Genomic DNA, 23,208 nt, shown 5'->3' with positions numbered 1-23,208 from the left:
GGCTGTTGTCTTAAGACTGTCGCATCGTATCCGCATAGCCCCCGGTCAGGCGGTGGGTCAGGCGATGATACCAGTAGCGCAGGCGCAGGCGATATACATACGTTCGGGACGTGTTCGGCAAGACGACGTTATCGATATAGTCGGCGAACATGGCGCGAAACATTTTGTCCTCACTGTCGTCGTACGTCGCGCTCCACATGCCGTGCTCTTCGACTTCGAGCAGCGTCGCGATCGTCTCGTCGTCGAGTTGGCCGTCTTCCGGCAAACGCTTGACGAGCATCTCGACGCGGTGGCTGCAAATCGAGGCATAGAGCGAATGGGCCCGTGGGTTTCGCGGATTCGCGTTCAAATAGCCGATTGCGGCTTTGAGCAGCTCGTCGTTCATCTCGAGCGGGATCTCGTCGAACGCTTGGAAGAATTCGAGCAACATCGGCACGGTCTCTTCGCTGAAACCGGCGAGACGGACGTAGTGCATGATGTGTAAGCCCGCTTCCCCGTAGAATTTACGATTGAAGTAATGGATGGCAAGGGCGCGCCGAGTCATCGGCACGTCCGGATAGCGCTCGACGGCGCGGCAATAATGTTGCTCGGCCTCAAACGTAAACCCGGCGTCTTCGCTGAGGGCGCCGTGCAGGCAATGGATGAGGTAATGGTCACCCATCGTACTCGCGGTTTCGAGCACTTGTCTGGCTGTCTTGAAGTCGCCTTCGCGGATGAGCGGATAAGCTCGCATCGCCGGGAAGAACGGGTCGTTCGGGAAAGCCGTCTCGCCGCGGACGATGAGCGTCTCGATGGCCTCGGCGTTATAGTCGTCGATCAACTCTTCAAGGAGCATCATCTCAAGGAAGGTGCGCTGAAAGTCTGGGGTGTGTAAGTCGATGGTGTGTTTCAAATGAGGTCCCTCCCAGCGTTTGTGATTGTCGCTTTATTATACAAGTCAATCGCTTCATGAAGTAACATTTTTTGAAAAAATGGGAAAAGAAAAGAGGGGAAGCGCATTTGGGGGAAGGAGAGATCAATGTGGTCACATTCATGGGCTATATCGTCGAACTCGAGGCAGCGCGAATCCGGGTCGCACCAAATTTGGAGGCTGAACCGTTCGACGGCATCGTGTTTCATCTAGATGAACAGATTGGAGACATATCGACGCTCGCGGTCGGTCAATTCGTGCGGGTCGAGCATAGTGAGATGATGACGAAATCATTGCCACCCCAGGCGGCGGCGCACCGGATTGATGTGCTATGATGGATGCGAGGTGAGTCATATGGGACAGTGGAATTTTCTTTGGCTCGGCGGCGTCATCGCGCTGAGCGCATTTCTCGTCTGGCTCTTGCAAGACGCGATCCCGTTTTGGATGCTATCGATTTTGCTGCTGTTACTCGGGGCCGCGGTAGGTAACGTGCAACGCAAATTGAATAAGAGCGAGTAAAAAGCACGTCTTCCGATTTAGTCGGAAGGCGTGCTTTCTTCGTCTCGCTCTGTGGCAGCCGGTTTAGGCTTTTCTGATTTCTCTTCTTTAGCAGGCTGCTCTTTTTTAACAGGCTTTTCTTGTTTAGCAGGTTGTTCTTTTTTAACGGGCTTTTCTTGTTTGGCGGGTTGTTCTTTTTCAACATGCTTTTCTTGTTTAGCGGGTTGTTCTTCTTGAACCGGTTTTTCTTCTTTGACCGGTTTCTCTTGTTTAGCCGGCGGTTTTTCTTGTGGCTGATCTTTCGGTTTGGTCTCTTGCTTTTTGACTGGTTTCTCCGCTTGAGCCGCTGGTTTTTCAGGAGTCACCGGTTCTGCCGGTTCTGTCACAGGAGGTTCCGGTGTGACCGGTTCTTCTGTGACGGGAGGCGGCGTCGGTTCTTCAGCTGGCACTTCCGGTTCAACGACTTCAGGCTCTGGCGTTTCCTCTGGCGTTGCCGGTGCGTCTTCAATCGGCTCTTCGGCAGGTGCGGCCGGTTCTGGCGCAGCTTCCGGGGCAGGAGCCTCGGCTTCTGGTTGCAGCGCTGGCGCTGGTTCCGTCACAGGCTGCTCATTTCGAGGTGGCGTGATTGGTGCGACCGGTGCTAGTTTAGCTAACGGTGGCGCTGGTGTGTCCGACTCAAGAAACGCGAGCACGTCTTGTTCGAACAGGGCGACCGGGAGTGCTTTTGACTTGAGGTGCATGGCGAGTACCCGTCCATCTGAAGCAACAATCGGACTGCCAATTGCCCGTCTCGGGATATCGAACTCGCGCTCATACCCGGTTTCATTGAACGTCATCTGGCCTTCGATCCGTTTAGACGGCATGAGCGTGATGAGCGTCTCGTCCGCCGCAGCAATCGCGTGGCTGAACATGAACGGCGTCTCTTTCATTTGATTGATCCGGATGACAGCGATGTCGACGGTACGTCCGACGACGGTCCCTTTAATTTTTTTCCCATCGTGGTCGATTGTCATCGTCGTCAAACCTTCAACGTTATGGGCAGCCGTCAAAATGTCTTGCGGGCTGATTAAAAATCCTGTCCCGGCACCGACAGAAAACAGACTTTTCTCGAGCGTCGCCAAATCAATCATCGAAGCGTTATCGGCTGAGACGGTGTCTTCGGCGATGTTCAAGTTGACTTTGTCAGCGAGTGAATCCGTCGAACGAGGGGCTTCTTTCAAATAGGCGACTGTTAAAATAGAGATGAATGCGATAAGTGCAATCACGGTCGAAATGGCAATCCATTTCAAGCGACGGGGGCGATGGCCACACGTCGGACAAGCAGTTGTTTTTGAGCGGGTCTTCGTTCCGCAGCGTGGACAAGTCACGAGGGTGACACCTTCCTTCATATGCATAGATGATTAGCTATACCTTAAATGGAACAGGGATAAACAATATTTTGACGGGGTAAGCAGACAGGGAGGGAATGAACTTCCGAAAATCGGGAAAGAAATAGATATCCTTCAAAAAGGGGGAAACGTCCATGCAGCCCTTTTGGACAACGCGTGCGTTCCGTAACGGTATTTGGATACTGCTCATTTTGACGATCATCTTCATGGCGAAACAAGTCGAATTTTTGTTCTATCCGATCGGTATCTTTTTCGCGACCGTACTGACGCCGTTCTTGTTCGCCGGCATCTTGTTTTATTTGACGGTCGGTCTCGTCGATTTCCTTGAGATCAAATGGAAGCGACGGTCACTTGCGATTTTGAGCGTGCTCCTGTTGCTCCTCACCCTCGTCGTGTTGTTCGTCGTCACGCTCGGACCGCTCATCACCCGGCAGGTGCTCGCCTTGTTTGACGCATTCCCACGTTTCGCTGAAGGAAGCTACCGTCAGTTTTTGTTGCTGTACGGACGGCTCGAGGAATACGCGTGGTTTCGGGACTATGCCGAGCAGAACGCGGCATCGATCGAGACGTGGATTCGTCAGTTGACCGACGCGCTCGGTTCACTCATCGGTACTGTCGCCGGTTCGCTCGGACGCGTGCTCGCGCTGATCGTGTCTGGACTGTTCACGTTGTTTATCGCGCTATTTTTGTACGTGTTCATGCTCATTGACGGGGGCAAGCTCGCGACGGCGATCGTGCGGTGGATCCCTGAGGCGTATGAACAAAACGCCCGCCAAATCTTGCATGACATGCACGAGACGATCAAACGTTACGTCCGGGCCCAGCTCATCGTCTGTACGTTCGTCGGCTTCTTCGCGACAATCGCTCTTTGGCTGCTCGACGTCCCGTTCTTCCTGCCGCTCGGTCTGTTCATTTTCGCGACGAACATCATCCCTTACTTCGGTCCGTTTCTCGGGGCCGCACCCGCCGTTTTGATTGCGTTCATCGATGAGCCGATTAAGGCGCTCTACGTCATCATCGCCATCACCATCGTCCAACAGCTTGATGCCAACGTCATCTCACCGCTCGTCCAAGGCAAGTCACTCCGTGTCCATCCCATCACCATCACTCTTGTCCTGCTCGTCGCGGGACGCCTCGCCGGTATCGTCGGCATGCTGCTCGCCGTCCCGTTCTATGCCGTCTTGAAAGTCACATTCCTCAACTTGCAAAAACTATACGCGTTACGCAAACAGTCGAAGCTTCCGATCGAAAGGAGCGACTAATATGTCCTCGCGCATCACCCACACGTTCATGGAACTCGTCCAAATTGATTCAGAGTCTTATGCCGAAGGTCCATTTTTAGAGTATTTAAAAAAACGATTCGATGGACTTGGTCTTGAACTTGACGAGGATGACTCGACAGCAGAGACCGGTCTCGGTTCGAACAATTTGATCGCCCGTCTAGCCGGCGACGCCTCGATCGCACCGTTATTCCTGTCGGCTCATATCGATACGGTGTCACCTGGTAAAGGCATCGTTCCGGTCATTCGGGATGATGTTGTCTATTCAGAAGGAGAGACGATTTTAGCGGCCGACGACAAGGCCGGGATCGCCATCATGATTGAAGTGGTGGAACGGTTGCGTGAAGGACGAACCCGGCACGGGCCGATCGAACTCGTACTCACACCAGGAGAAGAAGTCGGTTTGCTCGGAGCGAAAGCGCTCGATATGTCAACACTGAAAGCGAAGCACGGGCTCATCCTCGACAACGGCGGACCGGTCGGCGGCATCATCTTAAGTTCGCCGAGTATGTTCAGCCTGAATATCGATATCCACGGGAAGGCGGCCCACGCCGGACTCGAACCGGAGAAAGGCATCTCGGCACTCGTCATCGCGGCCGAGGCGATTCATCAGATGAAACTCGGGCGCATCACTGAACAAACGACCGCGAACATCGGCAAGATCTCGGGAGGGACCGGCAGTAACGTCGTCATGGAACATGCGACGCTCGTCGGGGAGGCCCGGTCGCTCGATCACGACGCCTGCGTCGAACAAGTCGCACACATGATCGAGACGTTCGAACGAGCGGCACAAAACCATGGCGGCACGGTCGACATCAAGCAACAACAGATGATCCGGAGCTATCGGTTCGAGGAAGACGAACCGTTCGTCCGCCACGTCTCGGCAGCGCTAGCGCATACTTCGTTTCCGGTACGCTATGAGCATAGCGGCGGTGGGAGTGATGCCAACGTGTTCAACGAGTTCGGAAAAGTCGCACTCAACGTCTCCATCGGGTACGACGCGATCCATACGGTCGATGAGTCGATCCCGATCAAAGAGCTCGAGGACAGTGTGACGTTCGTGCTCCGGTTGATTGAGACGATGCAGTCGTTCAAAGCATGAGGGAAGGGGATGGGTTGTCGTGCGAAAACGAATCATTGACGTCGGCATCATCCTCGCCTCGATCATCGTCCTCGGGTTGGCGATCAACTTGTTTTTAGGTCCTCACGAGATTGCGGCCGGTGGCGTGACCGGGATCGGAATTTTGTTAGAAGAAGTGCTCGGCGTCGACCGCTCGATCGTCGTCTTTGTCTTGAACGGGGTCATGCTCGTCTTGACGTTCGTCTTTCTCGGGAAGAAAGTGTTTTACAATACGCTGCTCGGCAGCCTGTTCTTGCCGCTCGTTCTCGCCGTCGTCCCGAAATATATGGTCACGACAGACCGGTTCTTCTCGGTCGTGTTTGGCAGTATCTTGTTCGCTGCGGCGGTCGCCATGCTGTACCGAATCGGTGCCTCGAGCGGAGGGACGACGATTCCGCCGCTCATCTTGCACAAATACACCGGGTTGAACACGGCGATCGGCTTCTTTTTGACCGATGCGCTTATCGTCGTCTCAAGCTTGTTCGTCTTCGGGATCGAATCGTTCCTGTTCGCAATCGCCTCGATCATTTTGACGTCGGCGGTCATGGCGTATATCGAGCTCGGCCTCGACCGGAAAAAAGCCATCTTCATCATGAGCGAGTCGCACCTAGACGACATCAAGCAGGCACTCTATCGGGACGTCGACCGGGGAATCACGGTCTTTGACGTGAGAGGAGGGTTTCAAGGAGAAAATCGGGAAATGTTGATGATCGTGTTGACACGTGGCGAATATCAGACGGCACTCAGAACGATCGACGCAATCGATAAACGCTCGTTCATGATCGTCTACAACGTCGCCGATGTGCATGGATTAGGATTCAGCTACCAACCGCGCGTCTAACTTTGGAAAGGGGAGCCCTTCATGAACTCCTTACTCGCCTTCACAATCGTCATGCTCATTTGGACGATCAGTGATTTCGTCGCCAAGAAAACGAAAGCGTTGCTGTCCTCGCTATTTGTCGCGTCTGTCATCTTTCTCGTCGGCTTCAAATCCGGATTGTTCCCGGAAGATTTGTTACCGTCATCATCTTTACTAGCCCTCGGTCAGACGGTCGTCGGACTCGTTATCGTCCATCTCGGGACGCTCATCAGTCTCGACGAGTTCAAGCGGCAATGGAAGACGTTCGTCATCGGTGTCTCCGCCGTGCTCGGCATCGGGATTTTTCTATACGTGATCGGGCAATTTTTCCTCGATACGAACTATATTTTAAGTGCCATCGCAGCCATCAGCGGCGGGACGATCTCGATCATTCTCGTCCAAGACGCCGCCGTCAACGCGGGACTCGTCTCGGTCGCTGTATTCCCGGTCTTGATCGCGGCGACGCAAGGGCTGATTGGTTTTCCGCTCACGTCGATCATCTTACGGAAAGAGGCACTCCGCATCCGGACGGCACATCGGGACGGGACGCTCGTCACGCCTGAACAACATGCCGTCGTCCATGACGAGACAGATGACTCGATTTTGCCGGCGCCGTTCCATACGACGGCCGGGACGTTGTTCGTCATGGGGGTCGTCGTCTTGATTTCGACCGTCATCAGCGGATGGACGAACGGTTACCTGAACACGTTCGTCATCGCCTTGATCCTCGGTATCGTGTTGCGCCGCTTCAAGGTTTTGAAAGCGAACGCGTTGAACGGGATCGATGCGTACGGTCTCATCATGATCGCCATCCTGCTCATCATATTCGGACCACTCGCGACGCTGTCACCGAGTGCGTTGTTCGATTTGATCGTGCCGATCACGATTTCATTCGTTCTCGGCGTGTCCGGACTTTTGTTGTTTGCGCTCCTCGTCGGCCGCTTCCTCGGCTACTCGAAAGAGATGTCGATGGCGATCGGGTTGACGTCGTTATATGGTTTCCCAGGAACACTCATCTTGAGCGAAGAGGCGGCGAAGAATATCGGGGAGACGGAAGAGGAGGTGCATATTATCGAGGATGAAATATTACCGAAAATGATTGTCGCCGGGTTCTCGACGGTCACAATCACATCTGTGTTCATCACAGGGATACTTGCTGCGTTCATTTACTGAGGAGGGAACAAGATGGCATTATCAACAGAACTCGGAAAGATCAAGCAACTGCATAACGCGGAGGCGGGCGTACTGAGTCTCTACTTAAGTACGAAGCCGAGCGAGCGCGACAAATGGGAGATTCATTTGAAGAACGAGCTGCGCCGACTCGAGCAAGAAATCAAGAACGGGGACGAGGCGAAGTTGAAAGCGTTCAAAGGCGTCCGGGAACGGGCCGAGCGTGAGATTATGGGCAACGAGCATAAGCTGTTGCGCAGCATCGTCTTGTTTGCGGAAGGAAATGATGGCTTATTCGAGCTCCACTTCCTGCAGCTTGACGTTGAGAACGACTTCCATTACGGTGACAAACCTAACTTGGACCAAATCGAGAGACTCGACGCCGAATTCCCGAACACGGGCATCTTGCTCGCCCAGCTCGACAGCATCACCGCCTACGATACGCGGCTCGGTGAAGTTGAGGACGTCGTCGTGTTCGATCTTAATTTAGACACCGATCAATGGAGACGGTACCAAGGTCGCGGCAAAGGTGGCGAGGCAGCGTCAAGCAGCCAAATCGACCAATTCGACAGCCGGAAAGAAAAACAAGTCCGACGGTTTTACCGGGATATCGCCGGTGAGATTCGTTCCTTACACAAGAAACATAAATGGAACGAGGTCGTCATCATCGGGCAAGATCGGAGTGCGAACTTATTGAAAGATGAACTCGACATCGACATCGAGCGCGTCGTGAACCGGAACTTAGGAAACGCCGAGGAAGAAGAGATTCTGCGCCGGGCGTTTGAGCAATAAAAAGTAGCGAGTGACGTTATGTCGCTCGCTATTATTCTGCCCAGCGATTGTCTTGTGTGAACGAGATCGTCAGCCATTTCTCATACGGCAAGAAGGCGAGCGCGTCCTCGATCTTTTGACGGATCCGGTCCTGCTCGGCGATTTTGTCATACGGGTAGTCTTTCGCCACGACGAGGTCGATCTCGATGAAGAGAAGATTACCGGACTTCGTCGTCCGGACGTATGTTTTCGAGACTTCGTATTGATGGGCGACTTGGAGGATGGTGAGTGTGATCTGTTTACTGTACGGGGTCTCGGTGTTCATCCCGATCAATTCTTTGATGGCGACCCACATCTCGATGAGCGGCGTCTTGACGAGCCAAAGGGTGATCAGCATGAGCATGACCGGATCGACGTACGGGGAGATGGCGTCAAACGATAGCCAGACGAGCACTTGGGCGATCAAATAGCCGATGAGGGCACCACCGGTCAAGATGAAGCTGAGTCGCCATTGGACGATCTCGGCACTGACGAGACCGGAGCTCGCTTTCATCTGGAACGTCCGTAAGTAGCGGAAGATCCCGTACGTCAATGCGCCGCTGATTGTGAGATAGACGAGCGCCCAACCGAGGACGAGGTCGTTGCCGCCGGCGCGGATATCATCGATCGCACCGAGGAAGGCGTTGACGATGACGAATAAGAGGACACCATATTGGAACAAGATGATGAACGGCTCGATCGTGCTCTTGCCGAACGGGAAGCGCTTGTCCGACGTCAGCATGAACACGCCGGCCCGGAGCGAGATCCAACTCATGATGACGCTCAAGAACGAATAGACGCCATCGAACAGGATGAAAGCGGACGATAACGCGTAACCGACGATGATCCCGGCGATGGCGAAGAATAAAGAACCGAATACTGAGACACGCAAGACGAAGCGTTCGAGTTTGGGGTCTTTTGGCATGAGAATGTCCTCCTTAGAAGCTGAGCAGCCGTTGGTACGTGTTTTCCCGCTTTTCAGTGTTCCTATTCGAGAACTCGAGCCGTATGGTATGCTAGAAAAAAATGGATAAAGGACGGGGGAGGAATGAAGCTTGTCATACTGATCGGTCCACAAGCCGTCGGCAAGATGACGGTCGGCCAGGAGCTAGCGAAACAGACAGGATTGAAGTTACTACATAACCATATGACGATCGATCTCGTCAGCCCGTTCTTTGATTATGGGACAGACGAGGGGCGCCGACTCGTCCAATTATTTCGGCACGAGTTATTCGAAGCGGTCGCGAAAAGCGATCAGCCCGGCTTGATCTTCACGTTCGTCTGGGCGTTTGATATGGAAGAAGACCGGACCTATATCGAAGGAGTGGCGGAACTGTTCGAGTCGCACGGGGCCGACGTCTACTACGTCGAGCTCGAAGCGGACATCGAGGAGCGGCTCGCCCGGAACACGACCGAGAACCGGCTGGCGCATAAGCCGACGAAACGGGATATCGCTTGGTCCGAGGCTGAATTGAAGCAGACGGCGACGCTGTACCGCTTGAACTCGCGTGATGGAGAGATCGATGTCGACAACTATTTGCGGATCAATAACACGGACCTTGATGCCGAAACGGTCGCGCGACAGATCCAACGCCAATTCAACCTTTAGAAGTTTGAAGAGCGACGGCTGATTTGCCAATCGGTACGAAAAGAGATAATCTAGCACTAGATGGTAATCATTACACTCTGTCTAGTCTATCCTTTGAAATTGGAGGTGAACAAGATGATAGAATTCAAGTATGATACACAACTGTTGATCGAAGGGGAGCAACTGTCCGAAGATGCGATATTTGAGTACATCAACACAAGCTTCGCGGGAGATTGTTTGTTGGCAGTCGGGGACGAAAATCTAATCAAGATTCATTTTCACACGAACGAACCGTGGGATCTCGTTAAATATTGTGCGTCGCTAGGTGAGATCTATGACATTGTGATTGAAGACATGAGTAGACAAGAAAGAGGTCTACCTGGTTAATCTACGAACAGAAAAGAGAGGTATTCGCCGGTAAACGGTGAACACCTCTCTTTTTCTACACCCACCAATCAGGGCGCTCATAGTCGATCAATAGCTGCTTTTCCAGTAAGCGTTGCACGAGGTAAGACGTGACGCTTGGTAAAATCTCATCGATGTCGGCCGGGTGGACCATGACTTCGATCGAGTCGCCTGGTTGAATTGCGTCGAGCGTTGCCCGGGACACACCATCGCCGTAGAACTGGTCACTGAACCGCTCGGTCACCCACAAGTCCCGTCGTGCATCGAGTGTCGTTAAGGCCCGAAACGTCGTGTCGTATTCTTCGGCGAGGCGTACGATGACGTCTTGTATCGCCGGCCAGCCATGGACGTGATGGTGGCTGTCGAGGTGATGGAGCGACAGTCCCGTCGCGCGGAACGCCTCGATTTGCGCTTTCCACTCGAGGTAGACGAGCTCAGGGTCGGGTGCCGCTTCCGTCAGAAACCGGTTCGTGTAGCGGAACGTCCCGTCTTCTTTCGTGAGCGGTGTACTCGTCTTTGCGAGCGGCCGTCCCCACGTCAAGGCGAGATGCACGCCGACACGTAAGCCGGGATGGAGTTTTGCGAGCGTGACGGCCTCATCGACGGCATAGCCGTTCATCATCATCGTTGCCGAATTGACGATCCCTTTGAGGTGACTGTCGAGGATTCCGGTATTCACACCAGATGTCAGTCCAAAGTCGTCGGCGTTGATCAAGACGTGCGTTTTATGCATTTTGTACGAGACCGAGCGCTTGGTCGAGCACTTGGTCGCCTTTCATGAGCCCGTAAGCCATATTGTCGATGACAGCGACCGGTACCGTGACGGATGCTTTGATTTTACCTTCGAGGTAGCGGACTTGTGGTCCAATCAAGATGACGTCGACGTTCGTTTGTTCTTTCAAGCGTGATTCCGGGATAGCTTCGATTGTCGCGTCCAAGCCACGTGAGGCAGCCTCGGTGCGCATTTTTTCAACAAGGATCGATGTCGACATACCGGCCGAGCAGACAAGTAAGATGTTCATTTCAATTCCTCCAATTGGTTGAGTCGAGTGATCATATCGACCATCTCGATCGCAAGTTCTTTGACGGTCATTGCCGTCATCAAGTGATCTTGGGCGTGGACGAGCAAAACGCTCATGTCGCTCGTCGCCCCGCGTGCCTCTTCTTGCAACAGTTCGGTTTGAAGCTTGTGGGCTTCTAGAAACGCCTCATCCGCTTCTTTCATTTTCGCTTCAGCAAGTTCACCTTCGCCGCGTTTGGCGGCGGCGATCGCCTCGAACGCCGATGAGCGGGCGTTTCCGGCGTGTAAGATGATCATGAACGATAATTGTTGGATGCTTTCTGTCTTCAACTGATTTTCTCTCCTTCGTTGACTTCTGCTTTATTTTTATTGATTTCGGCCGTCATCGCTTTCGCTCCTGCCATGACGAACGGGATATACATCGCCGTCGCAATCGTCAAGTTGACGATTTGGAGCAAGACGCCGCGGACGCTACCGCCGGTGACGAGGTAACCGCTGATGATTGGTGGCGTCGTCCATGGCACGATGGCGACCGTCTTCGGTACCATGCCCGTTGAGAGGGCGACGTACGATACGATCGTGAGCGTGACCGGCACCAAGATGAACGGGATCAACATGACCGGGTTCAAGACGATTGGGAGACCGAAGATGACCGGTTCGTTAATGTTGAACAGTCCGGCCGGAGCCGACAGTTTCGCAACTTGGTGGTACGGGTGGTTGCGCTGTTTGCGGACGACGATGAAGATGGCGAGAAGCAGGGCGAACGTCGTACCTGATCCGCCCATGAAGACGAACGAGTCGAGGAACGGTTTAGTCACCGTGTACGGCACGTCATACGCCGACACGCCTGCTTGGAACGCGGCCAAGTTTTGCTCGATGAGCGGGAGATAGATCGGCTCGATGACCGAACCGATGATGTTCGTGCCGTGCAGTCCGAAGAACCAAAGGATGTGGTTCAAGAAAGCGATGACGAGACCGGCTGCGAGCGAGTCGCCGAACCCTTGAAGCGGTTGCTGGATGACTTTAAAGATGACTTCAAAAATGCTGAGCTCGACTTGGAGTGTCATGAACAGTTGAACTCCGGCGACGAGCGTCAAGATGAGCATCGACGGGATGAGTGCTTGGAACGAACGGGTGACCCCACCCGGCACGCCTTCCGGCATCTTGATCGTCAATTTCGTGTTGATGAGGTAACGGAACAGTTCGGTGACTGCGATCGAGACGATGATGGCGACGAATAATCCTTGGGCACCGAGCCAAGCGAAGTTAAGCCCCCAGTCTTCTGTGACCGGCACGAGCATGATGTATGATGCGACCGATAAAATACCGGCGGCGAGCCCATCGACTCCATATGACCGGGCCAAGTTATACCCGATCGAGAAAGCGACCAAAAGGCCTAATATGGCAAACGAGGCCGTCCAAATGTTGCCGCCAAGTCCTTGCCAGTTACCTTCGCCGAACGCATTGTTCATCATGCCGACGAAGTCGAGCGAGAGGCCACCTAAATTGATGGCCGGGAAGTTGTTAATGAGGACAGCGAGCGAACCGACGATGATGAGCGGCATGACCGAGACGAATCCATCACGGATGGCGACTAAGTGTCGCTGGGAACCGATGCGCCCAGCGATTTCGATAAACTTGTTCATGAGTAAACCTCCTTCTTAAATTGTGGTAAGTACGCTTCGTGCGCATCGAACAGCTCACGGAGGAGCGGATCGATTTTCTTCTCGTCTTGGATTAGCGGGTTCATCAGGCAGGCGAGATAGGCATCGTTGTATGAGCCGGACATCGCTGCACGGATGGCGAGCTGTTCAAACGTCTTCAAATTGGTGATAAGTCCTTTGATCGGGAGCGGTAACGCGCCGATTGAAATCGGACGTGGACCAGACTTCGTAATGACGGCGTTCACTTCGATGACGGCGTTGTCCGGTAAATCGCGAATCGTGCCGCGGTTCAGTGTGTTCACCGTCTGGATATCGCCGCGATCGTTGTAGATCGAGTCCATCAAATTGCAGGCGGCGTCGGAATAATAGGCGCCGCCGCGCTGTTCGAGCTCAACAGGCTTCACATCGAGATCGACGTCTTTGTATTTCTCGAACAGTTGCGCCTCGACTTGTTGGACGACCTCGGCGCGCGTCCCGTTCTGTTCATAAGCCGCTAGATCTTTCGCGAGTACGTCCGCCGTTTGGAAATAGTATTGATGGTACGGGTTCGGCAACATGCGGAGCGATTTCAAGAACGATTCGCTCCAACCGAGTCCGACGATGTTCGCCGGCGAGTAGTCGGTGCCGGCGTTCAGTGACGCGAGCACGTCGTCCGTGCGATCGACCCCGTCGACCCAGACGTGGCGGCCGAACACGAAATGGTTGAGTCCGATGAATTCGATGGCGACACGTTCGACCGGCGTGTCTAAAATCTCCGCGACCGAGTTGCGCATGTTGAACGGGATGTTGCAGACGCCGATGACTTTTTTGTGGGCCGAGTGCTGCAAGACGGCCTCGGTGACGATACCGGCCGGGTTCGTGAAGTTGACGAGCCACGCGTCCGGGCAAATCTCCGCCATCTCATTAGCGAGCTCAATCAACACTGGAATCGTCCGGAACGCTTTGAACAGGCCGCCGGCACCGTTCGTCTCTTGACCGATGAAGCCGTGCTTGAGCGGGATGCGTTCATCCAAGGCGCGGGCTTTCAGACCCCCGACGCGGATCTGCGTCGAGACGAAGTCGGCGCCAACAAGTGCTGCTTTCCGGTCGAGCGTCCAACTGAGTCTGATGTCAGCGCCTGCCTTTTGAATCATCCGTTCGGCGAGACGGCCGACGATGTCTAATTTGTCCCTCCCTTCCTCGATGTCGACAAGAACGATCTCCCGAACCGGAAACGTCGCTTGCCGCTGGATTAAACCTTCAATGATTTCGGGGGTATAACTCGAACCTCCACCGATGATGACGACCTTGACTGCCATAGTGCCAACTCCTCCTTGTGAAAGCGATTTCTTTTTGTTGTAACAAATATAACAAATAGTACAACTTGCTGCAATATAAAAAGTACAAATAATACAAATTGTTTTTTGTATTTGCATTTGTATGTTTCCTGTATCACAATAAAGGAAAGAAGGATGACAGAAGGGGTGACAGCATGTCGCAATCGACGCTTCAAACCGCCATTAAAGAAGAGTTATTGTCCCGCATCAAGAGCGGACATTATACAGAAGGCGAGAAATTCCCGACCGAGTACGCGTTATGCGAAGAGTTCGATGTCAGCCGGACGACGGTCCGCGGCGCGCTCAACCAGTTGACGACGGAAGGCTATCTTGTCCGCCAGCAAGGGCGCGGCACGTTCGTCGCCGGGAAGAAAGTCCGGCAGACGTTATCGCATACGCCGAACAATTATGCGGCCCAGCTCGCCGTCCAAGGCAAGCGCGGCCAAGTGTCGCTCATCGACTTGTCCGTCGTCTCGGCGAATGCCCAGCTCGCGGACGTGTTCACAGTCGACGAGCAGGCGCCGATCCAAAAGATCGAGCGCATCCGTCACGCCGACGGGGAGCCGACGCAATACGAGGTCTCGTTCATCCCGTGGCACATCGCGCCGGGTATCACGAAAGACCAGGCCGAGCATTCTCTGTTCCAAACGCTAGCGGAAGTCCACGACGTCCACGTCGCCAAGACGACCGAGGCGCTCGAGATCGCGCTCGCCGACGAACGGATAAGCGATCTTCTCGACTGTCCGCTCGGGACGCCGTGCTTTTATATCGAGACGGTGACCGAGGACGCGTCAGGAAAAACGATCGAGTACTCACGTTCATATTTCCGAGGGGACAAGACAAGTTTTGTCATCGAACGGAGCTACGCTTGAAAACACGCCGAAACCTGGCGTGTTTTTTTGTAGTCATATTAAACAAAAATGAACGGGTTAAGGATTTGTCAGCCTTGGAGATATCGCATTCATTGAAACCAAGGGTCATGTTGCGTACAGTTAACAGTAGGAAGGCGGGATGTCATGTTATTCAAGAAAAAAACAGACGAGGAAGTGACAGGGGCGACGCGTTTCCAAGTCAAATTGACGGAACAGTTGCCGGAACTTGGCCAAGTTATGGTACTCGTCGACACAGCGACCGGTGTCAACTACATCCAGACATGGGTCGGGACGGGTGGTGGCATCACGCCGTTACTTGATTCAAACGGTGACGTCGTGGTCGACGACGTGTCTAACTTTCAGTAAATAGGGATCGGATCGAGAAAGGATTGAAGGCACATGCACATTATCGAATTCATTGGGGTCAGTCATAACGACATCCTACATAACATCACCGGCTACTTCCGCGAAGGCCGGATCACGACGTTCGTCGGACCGAGCGGCGCCGGCAAGACGACGTGCCTGAAGCATATTAACGGGCTACTATCGCCGGACGCGGGCGACATTTATTTCAAAGGCGAGAACATCCGCGACATCGATGTCATCGCGCTCCGGAAACAAATCGGCATGGCGTTCCAAAGCGCCCCGATGATCGACGGGACGGTGTACGACAATTTGAATTTGCCGAAAGCGATTTTCGGCGAGACGCTCGACCGGGATAAAGCGACAGAACTGCTCGGAAAAGTCGACTTGGACGGCATCTCGCTCGACCAACCGATCAAGACGTTGTCGGGCGGGGAGCGGAGCCGTGTCGCCATCGCCCGGACGCTCGTCAATAAACCGGACGTCTTGCTGTTAGATGAGATCACGTCGAGCCTCGACTACCGGACGGTGAAAGAGATCGAGCATTTGATCGTGCGGCTTCAAAAAGATTTCGGGGTGACCGTCATTTGGATTACCCACGACCTCGATCAAGCGAGACGGGTCAGTGATGACATGTGGTTTTTACGGAACGGGGAATTGATCGAGTTCGGGGACGCGTCGTTCATCGACGAGTCAGACAATCCGATGATCGGGCGTTTCGTCAGGGGGGAAGAGCTATGACGTTCATCGAACTGATGACTTCCTTGATTTTTGTGGCGATCCCGCTCGGATTGGCGTTGTTCTTGAAGCTTGGTCTTGAACGTGACATCGTCATCGCGACGGTACGCTCGATCATTCAACTGTTGTTGATTGGCTACATTTTGACGTTCGTCTTCGAGAGTGATAACCCGGTGTTCATGCTACTCATGATCCTCCTCATGATTGGGGCGGCGACGCAAAACATCATCAAAAAAGGGGACGGCATCCCGGGCATCACCTGGATGATCGTCCTCACGCTCGTCACGGTCGAATCGGTGACGATGGGGCTCATGCTCGGGCTCGGCATCATCCCGTTCGAGCCGGAGAAAGTCATCCCGATCAGCGGTATGGTCATCGGTAACTGTATGGTGTTATCGCTCCTGTTTTTGAACAAGTTCAAAGACGAGGTCGAACGGAGCGACGAGGTCATCGAGCTCATCCTGTCGATGGGCGGGGCACCGAAAATCGCAATCGAGCGGAGCTTGAAGAACGCCATCCGGACGAGTATGATCCCGACCGTCGAGGCGCAAAAAACGATGGGGCTCGTCCAGCTTCCGGGCATGATGAGCGGCCTTATCATCGGCGGCGCCGACCCGATGGAGGCGGTGTTGTACCAACTGCTCATCTTGTTCCTCATTTTGACGACGGCGACGATCTCAGCCGTCATGGTCGGCTATATGTCGTACCCGCGCTTGTTTAACCAAAAACTACAGTTCATCGGATTGACGTATCGGAAGGGGAAAACGACATGATCACAGGCATCCATCACGTCCAAATCACGATCCCAAAAGGTGAAGAAGCAACAGCACGCGCGTTTTATTGCGATGTGCTCGGCTTGAATGAAATCGACAAACCGGAGTCGCTTCAAGGACGAGGCGGGTTTTGGCTTCAAGTCGGCGACCAAAGCGTCCATGTCGGCACCGAGGACGGGGGCGACCGGCTGAAAACGAAAGCACATGTCGCCTATACGGTGACCGGTTTAGCGGAGTGGGGACGGAAACTCGAAGCAGAAGGAATCGAGCGGATTGAAGGGATTCCAATCCCTGGATTTGACCGGTTCGAGTTCCGTGATCCGTTCGGCAATCGGGTCGAGATGATTCAGGCGATCTAGTAACAAATGAAACCCGTCTGACTCGTATGAGTCAAACGGGTTTTTTAGCGATACGTGTCATGCGTCGGGCTAAAGACGTCTTCGGTTGATGGGCGCGCGATCGCAAAGTGTTCGACGTTATAGTGTCCATGCAGCACTTGATTGTGATGATCGATAATTTGTTCAGGCGTCAATACGTCTGACCCGTTCGTTGTGTGGCCATCAGAGACAAGGGTCACGTCAAAACCGCTTACCGTAGCGGTCCGGACAGACGTATCGATACAATGCTCCGTCTTGGCACCGGTGATGACGAGATGTTGAACGGCATGAGTTCGTAAGTAAGACAATAACGGTGTCCCGTGAAATGCGTTCGTTGCTTGTTTGTCGAATAGGACGGAATCGTCAGGGACAATGATGGACCGATGGACGGCAAACCCGTCGCCTCTTCCGTCGGCGACGTCTAAGTCACGAACGAAAATAACTGGTACTTGCTTTGAACTAGCTTGTTGAATGAGATTGTTGATGACGGCGGCGACTTCGGGACCTCGTTCGACTCCGCGTTCAACATCATTTCCGTCGACGAGCTCTTGTTGAAAATCGATGACGAGCAGTGCTTGTTTCATGATGTGACCTCCTGATTTGTAGTATTCCCTCCAAAGTTCATGACGACGACACCGAGCACGATGACGATGAGCCCGATGCTATTCAGTGTCGAGAGCACCTCACCGTAAACGAATACCCCAATCAATCCGGTTGCGACCGTGCCAAGACCGGCCCAGACGCTATAGGCAATGCTGAGCGGGATCGTCTTCAAAACGAAGCCCATGAGCGTGAACGAAACAGCGATACTCGCAAGCAGTATTACGCTCGGTAACAAATTTGTGAAGCCGTCCGACAGCTTCAGCATCGATGTGCCGAGCACCTCGAACGAAATCGAGACCAGTAATAACATATACCCTTTCACACGTTTCCCTCCTTCATATTTTCATCAAGACGAGCCCGACGATGACGAGTCCGATGCCGATGACGGTCTGTTTTCGAACTTGTTCCTTGAACACGAGAAAGCCTATCAATGCCGTCGCGGCAGTCCCGACCCCGCTCCAAAACGCGTAGGCGAAACTGAGAGGGATGGATAAGAGCGCGAGCGACAACAGATAAAACGCGGTCACGTATCCGAGCGCGACACCGAGGATCGGCAGTCGGTTCGTCGACGTTGCGTTCAGTTTTAACATACTTGAGCCGAACACTTCCGCGATAATCGCGGCAACTAGATAAGCAAAACCCATATAACCGTGACCTCCAACAATGTCAGTAGTGAATTCAATGTCATCACTTCATGTACGTTGCTGTGAATGTAGCAAAATCTATAAGGGTTGTCGATAGAATAAGTGAATGGGATAATTAGGAAAAGGAGATGGTTGTATGAATCAACGCCAATACGCACCGCTCTATATGACGCTCGCACTCTTTTTGTTGACGTTCTTAACACTGTTTACGTTGAACGGCCGCGTCTTTCCGAATTTAGACTTGCTGACCGCCATCTGGGTGTATCTCGCCTTGGATATCGCGTTGCTTGCCACACTCATCTGGGGACTTTTCTCGAAGGAGAAGATGGTGAGATTATTCAGCCTCTTCGCGAACATCGGATTGATTGTACCGTTATCGATTTGGATTTTCCTGTTATTACTCGCGAACGGAATTTCGGAAGCATAAATCATCAGAAACAAGACGTACCATTTCTGATGCGACCGATCCCATTCTTCATCTTGTTTGCTTTGTGCGGACCGCTCGCGTTAGCACTCGTCGTGATATACTGGCGCGATTTGCCGGAGGATATCCGGGGTCCTCATCTGATTATTGCCATCATCTTTTCGCTGTTTTTTATCGTGAAACTGCTTCCGGACGGCCTCCTGCAAATCATCCTCTTTTCATTCACGTACACGTTCATTCTGTTTCTCACCTACAGCATTCTCAAACGAAAACGAGACAAGCAAAACTGAATTCTAACCCTTCAGAAAGTGGTCGAGTACCACTTTCTTTTTATTTTGCATTAATAGTAGGAAAAAGATTTCCAATCCCTTTTTGTAAATTTGGCATTGCGCATCCTTTTTTTGTTTGCTATGCTTCTCAATGAAAACGACAATGATAATCATTATCAGTGAGGACAGGTGTCTGTTGCCTACATAGACAAGATCGACAACAGGAATGCCGTTCGACTGAGAAGGTTGTCAGCGTACTCAATACATATAGGGAGATGGAAAGAATGGGGAAATTGAAAGCATCAATCATGGTGACATCACTCGTCTTGTTGCTCGCGGCGTGCGGGAACGAGGATGAGGCGAAAAATACGGGCAACGCGGAAGCGGAAGCGAAACCGAAGACGGTCGAGATCACGGACGCCCACGGCAAGATCGAAGTACCAATCAACCCGGAGACGGTCGTCGCGCTCGACAACCGGACGTTCGAGACGCTCGCAGAGTGGAACGTCGAACTCGCGGCTGCGCCGGTCGGCTTGATGCCGGCTGAGTCACCATACGTCAAAGACGAGGACATCGTCGACGTCGGCATGCACTTCGAGCCGAACTTAGAAGCGATCGCCGGAGTCGATCCGGACGTCGTCATCGTCGGTCAACGTTTCGCCGACTACTATGAGGACATCAAAAAGTTGGTCCCGAATGCGGCCGTCATCGACTTGAACATCGAACTTCCGGAAGATTCAGGCACACCGGGTGAGATTTTAGTCCAAGGACTTGAAGACACGACGCTCACGCTCGGCCAAATCTTCGACAAGACCGAAGAAGCGGAAGACATGGTCGCTGACCTCGACAAGTCAATCGAAGACGCGAAAACGGCTTACGACGGTAAAGAGTCAATCATGTCGGTCATCGTCTCGGGCGGAGACATCGGGTTCTCAGCGCCGATCAGCGGCCGTGTGTTCGGACCGATGTACGACATCTTCGGCTGGGTGCCAGCGCTAGAAGTTGAGAAGACGACAGGTGACCATGAAGGGGACGAAGTCTCGGTCGAAGCAATCGCCGAGAGTAACCCGGACTGGTTGTTCGTGCTCGACCGCGACGCACCGCTCGCTGACGCAGAAGGCGCAGTCCCGGCTGAAGACGTCATCGACAACGCACCGGCGCTTCAAAAGACGACGGCCGTCAAGGAAGATCAAATCGTCTACGCACCAAAAGACACGTACTTAAACGAATCGATTCAAACGTACTCGGAGTTCTTCGACGGCGTTGCAGCAGCGCTCGCGAAGTAACGAGGCCACGTTGTGCAAAATCCAATACTAAACAGGGTTGGGACGAGTGCTCAACCCTCCTTTTCTAAAATTTGGACGAAGTCGTTCATCTTTGCATTGCTCGTCGTCCTGATGCTTGCGATCTTGTCGCTGTTCACCGGTGTATACGACATCAGTAAAGCGGACGGCTTCGATATGTTTTGGATCACGCGGGTCCCGCGGACGGTCGCGCTCATGTTGACCGGTGCCGCAATGGCGATGGCGGGGCTCGTTATGCAGTTGATCACACAAAACCGATTGGTTGAACCGACGACGACCGGCACGATTGAATGGGCCGGTCTCGGGTTGTTGGCAGTCTACTTGTTAGTCCCGGCACCGTCGCTCATGATGCGGATGACGGGAGCAATCGTATTCTCGTTTATCGGGACGATGGTATTCTTTTGGTTTTTACGGTCGGTCAAACTCCGTTCGTCCTTAATCGTCCCGATTATCGGACTCATGCTCGGGGCGGTCGTCTCGGCCGTGTCGACGTTTCTTGGATTGTTCTTCCGGGCCAGCCAGACGCTAGAAGGCTGGTTCGTCGGCTCGTTCGCCTCGGTCCAAGTCGGACGTTATGAATACTTATGGCTCATCATCATCGCTACGTTCTTCATTTTCTTACTCGCGAACCGATTGACGCTCGTCGGACTCGGGGAAGATATTGCGACGAGCCTTGGCGTCAACTACAACTTATTGATGTTGATCGCAACCGGCTTGATTGCGTTATCCGTCGGGGTCGTCGCGACCGTCATCGGTAACTTGCCATTCCTTGGCTTGATCGTCCCGAACCTCGTTTCGATGTTCCGTGGGGACGACCTCCGCAACAACTTGCCGTGGGTGTGTGTCATCGGGATGGGCGCGATTCTCGTCAGTGACTTGATCTCACGGACGATCATCATGCCGTTCGAGTTGCCCGTGTCGCTCATTCTCGGGACGGTCGGCTCGGTCGTGTTCATCGCGATTCTGTTACGGCAGCGGAAGACGGGAGGGGTACGATGAGTACGGTCATGGAAAAAGAAGCTTACGAAGTGGACGTTCATCCGCTTAACGGGAAAGAACGGAGTGCGTCTGCGTTTCGCTCGAAAAAAGAAGAGCGCCGCTATTGGCTGTTCCTCATCGCTTTCATCATCGGGGGGCTATTATGCGCGTTCGGTCTTCTCGTCTACAACAATCCGGTCCCGTTCGACTCCCCGTCGTTCGTGCCGGTCGTCGAGCGCCGTGTCGTAGCCGTCGTCACGATGGCAATTGCGGCACTTTGTCAAAGTCTCGCGACCGTCGCGTTTCACTCGGTGACGAACAACCGCATCATCACCCCGTCCTTGCTCGGTTTTGACGCGCTCTATTCAACGATTCAAACGAGTATGATCTTCTTCTTCGGCGCTGGGGCTTTGGTCGGCTTCAGCGGGACGGGAGCGTTCTTGAGTCAAGTCGCTGTCATGGTCCTGATGAGTCTTCTGTTGTACGGCTGGCTGTTATCGGGAAAATATGCCAACCTTCAACTGATGCTCCTCATCGGGATTATCATCGGGACCGGGTTGAACTCGGTGTCGACGTTCATGCGCCGCATGCTCGCACCGTCCGAGTTTGACCTCTTACAGGCGCGCCTGTTCGGTTCGGTGACGAACGCGGACGCCGCCTACTTCCCAATCGTCATCCCGATCGTTGTGGTCGTCGGTGTCTTGCTTTACCTGTTCTCGAACCAGTTGAACATCGTCGCGCTCGGGAAAGACGTGGCGACGTCGTTCGGGGTGAACCATCGCCGAAGCGTCATCTATACGCTCATACTCATCTCGCTCTTAATGTCGGTATCGACGGCCTTGATCGGACCGCTGACGTTCTTCGGCTTCTTGGTCGCGACGCTCAGTTATCAGGTCGCGGCGACGTATGACCATAAATACGTCTTCCCGATGGCGTTCGCCCTTGGCTTCTTCGTACTGACGAGCGCATATTTCTTTATGTATCACATTTTCAATACACCGAGTGTCGTGTCCGTCATCATTGAGCTGTTCGGCGGCGTGATTTTCTTAGCGGTGATTTTAAGGAAGAGGTCGCTATGATACAAATCGAGCAAGTGAAAAAATCGTATACGGACGACGTCCAGATCGGACCGCTCGACCTCCACATCCCGAAGGCCGGGTTCACGTCGTTGATTGGTCCGAACGGGGCCGGGAAGTCGACGACGCTCATGATGATCGGCCGTCTGCTCAACTTGGACGAAGGACAGATCCAAGTCGCCGGGATGGACGTGTCGAGCACGAAGTCGAAAGACTTGGCGAAGATCATCACGATCTTACGCCAGGAGAACCATTTCGTGACCCGACTCACCGTGCGGCAGCTCGCCGGGTTCGGCCGTTTCCCGTATTCGAAAGGGCGGTTGACGAAAGAAGACGAAGCAATCATCTCGAAATATATCGACTTCCTCGACTTGACGAGTTTAGAGCATCGTTATCTCGATGAACTGTCGGGCGGGCAGCGTCAACGGGCTTATGTTGCGATGGTACTTTGTCAGGAGACGGAATACGTGTTGCTTGACGAGCCGCTCAACAACTTGGACATCGCCCGCTCGGTCCAGATGATGGAATATTTGCGTCACGTCGCCGACGAGTTCGGACGGACGATCGTCACCGTGCTCCACGATATCAACTTCGCGGCGAAGTATTCGGACCGGATTTGTGCGATGAAAGACGGCAAGATCGCCGCCTTCGGTACGGTCGATGAGATCATGGACGCAAACATCTTATCAGATATTTTCGAGACGAAGCTTGAAATCATTCAAGGACCATACGGACCGATCGCGGTCTATTAATAGAAG

Annotated in this window: 31 protein-coding genes; 20 read left to right on the top strand and 11 right to left on the bottom strand. The window is 53.4% G+C overall.

Annotated elements, in window-relative coordinates:
- Nucleotides 1-10: 10 nt before the first annotated feature.
- Nucleotides 11-892: a tetratricopeptide repeat protein gene (locus A6395_RS05285; RefSeq protein WP_233589648.1), complete on the bottom strand. Its 882-nt coding sequence runs from the start codon at nt 890-892 to the stop codon at nt 11-13.
- A gap of 128 nt (nt 893-1,020) precedes the next feature.
- On the opposite strand from A6395_RS05285, the gene A6395_RS05280 reads away from it, so the two are divergent.
- On the top strand, nt 1,021-1,245 hold the full coding sequence (locus A6395_RS05280; protein WP_149038972.1) for a DUF3221 domain-containing protein: 225 nt from the start codon (nt 1,021-1,023) through the stop codon (nt 1,243-1,245).
- Between the two features lie 19 nt (nt 1,246-1,264).
- Nucleotides 1,265-1,429: a hypothetical protein gene (locus A6395_RS16070; RefSeq protein ID WP_173647375.1), complete on the top strand. Its 165-nt coding sequence runs from the start codon at nt 1,265-1,267 to the stop codon at nt 1,427-1,429.
- Nucleotides 1,430-1,446: 17 nt separating this feature from the next.
- Here A6395_RS16070 and A6395_RS05275 read toward each other — a convergent pair whose 3' ends face one another.
- Nucleotides 1,447-2,775, bottom strand: a complete 1,329-nt coding sequence (locus A6395_RS05275) for a S1 family peptidase (protein WP_149038971.1) — start codon at nt 2,773-2,775, stop codon at nt 1,447-1,449.
- 155 nt (nt 2,776-2,930) lie between these two features.
- Between A6395_RS05275 and A6395_RS05270 the strand changes: the two genes are divergently transcribed.
- From A6395_RS05270 to A6395_RS05250, 5 genes are read left to right on the top strand one after another with little or no spacing between them, the layout of a single operon-like run.
- Nucleotides 2,931-4,058, top strand: coding sequence for an AI-2E family transporter (locus A6395_RS05270; protein WP_071398184.1), 1,128 nt, complete (start codon nt 2,931-2,933; stop codon nt 4,056-4,058).
- Between the two features lies 1 nt (nt 4,059).
- The gene (locus A6395_RS05265) at nt 4,060-5,178 is read left to right on the top strand and encodes a M20/M25/M40 family metallo-hydrolase (RefSeq protein ID WP_071398183.1); all 1,119 of its coding nucleotides are present in this window, start codon (nt 4,060-4,062) and stop codon (nt 5,176-5,178) included.
- Between the two features lie 19 nt (nt 5,179-5,197).
- On the top strand, nt 5,198-6,037 hold the full coding sequence (locus A6395_RS05260; protein ID WP_071398182.1) for a YitT family protein: 840 nt from the start codon (nt 5,198-5,200) through the stop codon (nt 6,035-6,037).
- 21 nt (nt 6,038-6,058) lie between these two features.
- Nucleotides 6,059-7,228, top strand: coding sequence for a hypothetical protein (locus A6395_RS05255; protein WP_071398181.1), 1,170 nt, complete (start codon nt 6,059-6,061; stop codon nt 7,226-7,228).
- 12 nt (nt 7,229-7,240) lie between these two features.
- On the top strand, nt 7,241-8,017 hold the full coding sequence (locus A6395_RS05250) for a VLRF1 family aeRF1-type release factor (protein WP_071398180.1): 777 nt from the start codon (nt 7,241-7,243) through the stop codon (nt 8,015-8,017).
- Between the two features lie 31 nt (nt 8,018-8,048).
- Here A6395_RS05250 and A6395_RS05245 read toward each other — a convergent pair whose 3' ends face one another.
- Nucleotides 8,049-8,960, bottom strand: a complete 912-nt coding sequence (locus tag A6395_RS05245) for a cation diffusion facilitator family transporter (RefSeq protein ID WP_071398179.1) — start codon at nt 8,958-8,960, stop codon at nt 8,049-8,051.
- Between the two features lie 123 nt (nt 8,961-9,083).
- Here A6395_RS05245 and A6395_RS05240 point away from each other — a divergent pair, with 123 nt between their 5' ends.
- Nucleotides 9,084-9,644, top strand: a complete 561-nt coding sequence (locus A6395_RS05240; RefSeq protein WP_070328491.1) for an AAA family ATPase — start codon at nt 9,084-9,086, stop codon at nt 9,642-9,644.
- 114 nt (nt 9,645-9,758) lie between these two features.
- Entirely contained in the window at nt 9,759-10,010 is a 252-nt protein-coding gene (locus tag A6395_RS05235) for a dihydroxyacetone kinase (protein WP_035386313.1), read from the top strand.
- 55 nt (nt 10,011-10,065) lie between these two features.
- On the opposite strand, the gene A6395_RS05230 is transcribed toward A6395_RS05235, so the two are convergent.
- From A6395_RS05230 to A6395_RS05210, 5 genes are read right to left on the bottom strand one after another with little or no spacing between them, the layout of a single operon-like run.
- Nucleotides 10,066-10,761 (bottom strand): carbohydrate deacetylase, encoded by a 696-nt coding sequence (locus tag A6395_RS05230; RefSeq protein ID WP_071398178.1) that lies wholly within the window; start codon nt 10,759-10,761, stop codon nt 10,066-10,068.
- On the bottom strand, nt 10,754-11,050 hold the full coding sequence (locus tag A6395_RS05225; protein ID WP_071398177.1) for a PTS sugar transporter subunit IIB: 297 nt from the start codon (nt 11,048-11,050) through the stop codon (nt 10,754-10,756). The genes A6395_RS05230 and A6395_RS05225 overlap by 8 nt, the downstream gene beginning before the upstream one ends.
- Nucleotides 11,047-11,346 carry a PTS sugar transporter subunit IIA gene (locus A6395_RS05220; RefSeq protein WP_035386318.1) on the bottom strand — a complete coding sequence of 100 codons (300 nt, stop codon included), beginning with the start codon at nt 11,344-11,346 and terminating at the stop codon, nt 11,047-11,049. Before A6395_RS05220 ends, A6395_RS05225 begins: the two co-directional genes overlap by 4 nt.
- 29 nt (nt 11,347-11,375) lie before the next feature.
- Nucleotides 11,376-12,695, bottom strand: a complete 1,320-nt coding sequence (gene celB / locus A6395_RS05215; protein WP_071398176.1) for a PTS cellobiose transporter subunit IIC — start codon at nt 12,693-12,695, stop codon at nt 11,376-11,378.
- Nucleotides 12,692-14,011 (bottom strand): 6-phospho-beta-glucosidase, encoded by a 1,320-nt coding sequence (locus A6395_RS05210; RefSeq protein WP_071398175.1) that lies wholly within the window; start codon nt 14,009-14,011, stop codon nt 12,692-12,694. Before A6395_RS05210 ends, celB begins: the two co-directional genes overlap by 4 nt.
- A 173-nt stretch (nt 14,012-14,184) precedes the next feature.
- On the opposite strand from A6395_RS05210, the gene A6395_RS05205 reads away from it, so the two are divergent.
- The 5 genes from A6395_RS05205 to A6395_RS05185 all read left to right on the top strand — a co-directional run bounded on the left by A6395_RS05205 (nt 14,185) and on the right by A6395_RS05185 (nt 17,134).
- On the top strand, nt 14,185-14,901 hold the full coding sequence (locus A6395_RS05205) for a GntR family transcriptional regulator (RefSeq protein WP_071398174.1): 717 nt from the start codon (nt 14,185-14,187) through the stop codon (nt 14,899-14,901).
- 144 nt (nt 14,902-15,045) lie between these two features.
- On the top strand, nt 15,046-15,267 hold the full coding sequence (locus A6395_RS05200; protein ID WP_071398173.1) for a DUF6440 family protein: 222 nt from the start codon (nt 15,046-15,048) through the stop codon (nt 15,265-15,267).
- Nucleotides 15,268-15,300: 33 nt separating this feature from the next.
- The gene (locus A6395_RS05195) at nt 15,301-16,005 is read left to right on the top strand and encodes an ABC transporter ATP-binding protein (RefSeq protein WP_071398172.1); all 705 of its coding nucleotides are present in this window, start codon (nt 15,301-15,303) and stop codon (nt 16,003-16,005) included.
- Nucleotides 16,002-16,775, top strand: a complete 774-nt coding sequence (locus tag A6395_RS05190) for an ABC transporter permease (protein WP_071398171.1) — start codon at nt 16,002-16,004, stop codon at nt 16,773-16,775. Before A6395_RS05195 ends, A6395_RS05190 begins: the two co-directional genes overlap by 4 nt.
- A complete protein-coding gene (locus A6395_RS05185; protein WP_071398170.1) occupies nt 16,772-17,134 on the top strand; it encodes a VOC family protein in 363 nt (120 codons plus the stop codon). The genes A6395_RS05190 and A6395_RS05185 overlap by 4 nt, the downstream gene beginning before the upstream one ends.
- Before the next feature lie 44 nt (nt 17,135-17,178).
- Here A6395_RS05185 and A6395_RS05180 read toward each other — a convergent pair whose 3' ends face one another.
- The 3 genes from A6395_RS05180 to A6395_RS05170 are packed head-to-tail and all read right to left on the bottom strand — an operon-like array spanning nt 17,179 to nt 18,399.
- Nucleotides 17,179-17,736, bottom strand: a complete 558-nt coding sequence (locus A6395_RS05180; RefSeq protein ID WP_071398169.1) for an isochorismatase family protein — start codon at nt 17,734-17,736, stop codon at nt 17,179-17,181.
- Nucleotides 17,733-18,077, bottom strand: coding sequence for a DMT family transporter (locus tag A6395_RS05175; RefSeq protein ID WP_071398168.1), 345 nt, complete (start codon nt 18,075-18,077; stop codon nt 17,733-17,735). The genes A6395_RS05180 and A6395_RS05175 overlap by 4 nt, the downstream gene beginning before the upstream one ends.
- Before the next feature lie 13 nt (nt 18,078-18,090).
- Complete coding sequence (locus A6395_RS05170) at nt 18,091-18,399, bottom strand: DMT family transporter (protein ID WP_070328504.1); 309 nt, start codon at nt 18,397-18,399, stop codon at nt 18,091-18,093.
- Nucleotides 18,400-18,535: 136 nt separating this feature from the next.
- Between A6395_RS05170 and A6395_RS05165 the strand changes: the two genes are divergently transcribed.
- The 6 genes from A6395_RS05165 (at nt 18,536) to A6395_RS05140 (ending at nt 23,202) form a co-directional block, all read left to right on the top strand.
- Nucleotides 18,536-18,826: a hypothetical protein gene (locus A6395_RS05165; protein ID WP_071398167.1), complete on the top strand. Its 291-nt coding sequence runs from the start codon at nt 18,536-18,538 to the stop codon at nt 18,824-18,826.
- Between the two features lie 29 nt (nt 18,827-18,855).
- Nucleotides 18,856-19,113 carry a hypothetical protein gene (locus A6395_RS05160; protein WP_252100514.1) on the top strand — a complete coding sequence of 86 codons (258 nt, stop codon included), beginning with the start codon at nt 18,856-18,858 and terminating at the stop codon, nt 19,111-19,113.
- 254 nt (nt 19,114-19,367) lie between these two features.
- On the top strand, nt 19,368-20,378 hold the full coding sequence (locus tag A6395_RS05155) for a siderophore ABC transporter substrate-binding protein (RefSeq protein ID WP_071398166.1): 1,011 nt from the start codon (nt 19,368-19,370) through the stop codon (nt 20,376-20,378).
- A 12-nt stretch (nt 20,379-20,390) separates the two neighbouring features.
- Nucleotides 20,391-21,395 carry an ABC transporter permease gene (locus tag A6395_RS05150; protein WP_084812953.1) on the top strand — a complete coding sequence of 335 codons (1,005 nt, stop codon included), beginning with the start codon at nt 20,391-20,393 and terminating at the stop codon, nt 21,393-21,395.
- Entirely contained in the window at nt 21,392-22,453 is a 1,062-nt protein-coding gene (locus A6395_RS05145; protein ID WP_071398165.1) for an iron chelate uptake ABC transporter family permease subunit, read from the top strand. The genes A6395_RS05150 and A6395_RS05145 overlap by 4 nt, the downstream gene beginning before the upstream one ends.
- The gene (locus A6395_RS05140; RefSeq protein ID WP_071398164.1) at nt 22,450-23,202 is read left to right on the top strand and encodes an iron ABC transporter ATP-binding protein; all 753 of its coding nucleotides are present in this window, start codon (nt 22,450-22,452) and stop codon (nt 23,200-23,202) included. The genes A6395_RS05145 and A6395_RS05140 overlap by 4 nt, the downstream gene beginning before the upstream one ends.
- Nucleotides 23,203-23,208: the final 6 nt, after the last annotated feature.

This window comes from Exiguobacterium sp. SH31, from assembly GCF_001816105.1.
Classification (GTDB): Bacteria; Bacillota; Bacilli; order Exiguobacteriales; family Exiguobacteriaceae; genus Exiguobacterium; species Exiguobacterium aurantiacum_A.
This window is presented reverse-complemented; position numbering and strand designations above follow the sequence as displayed.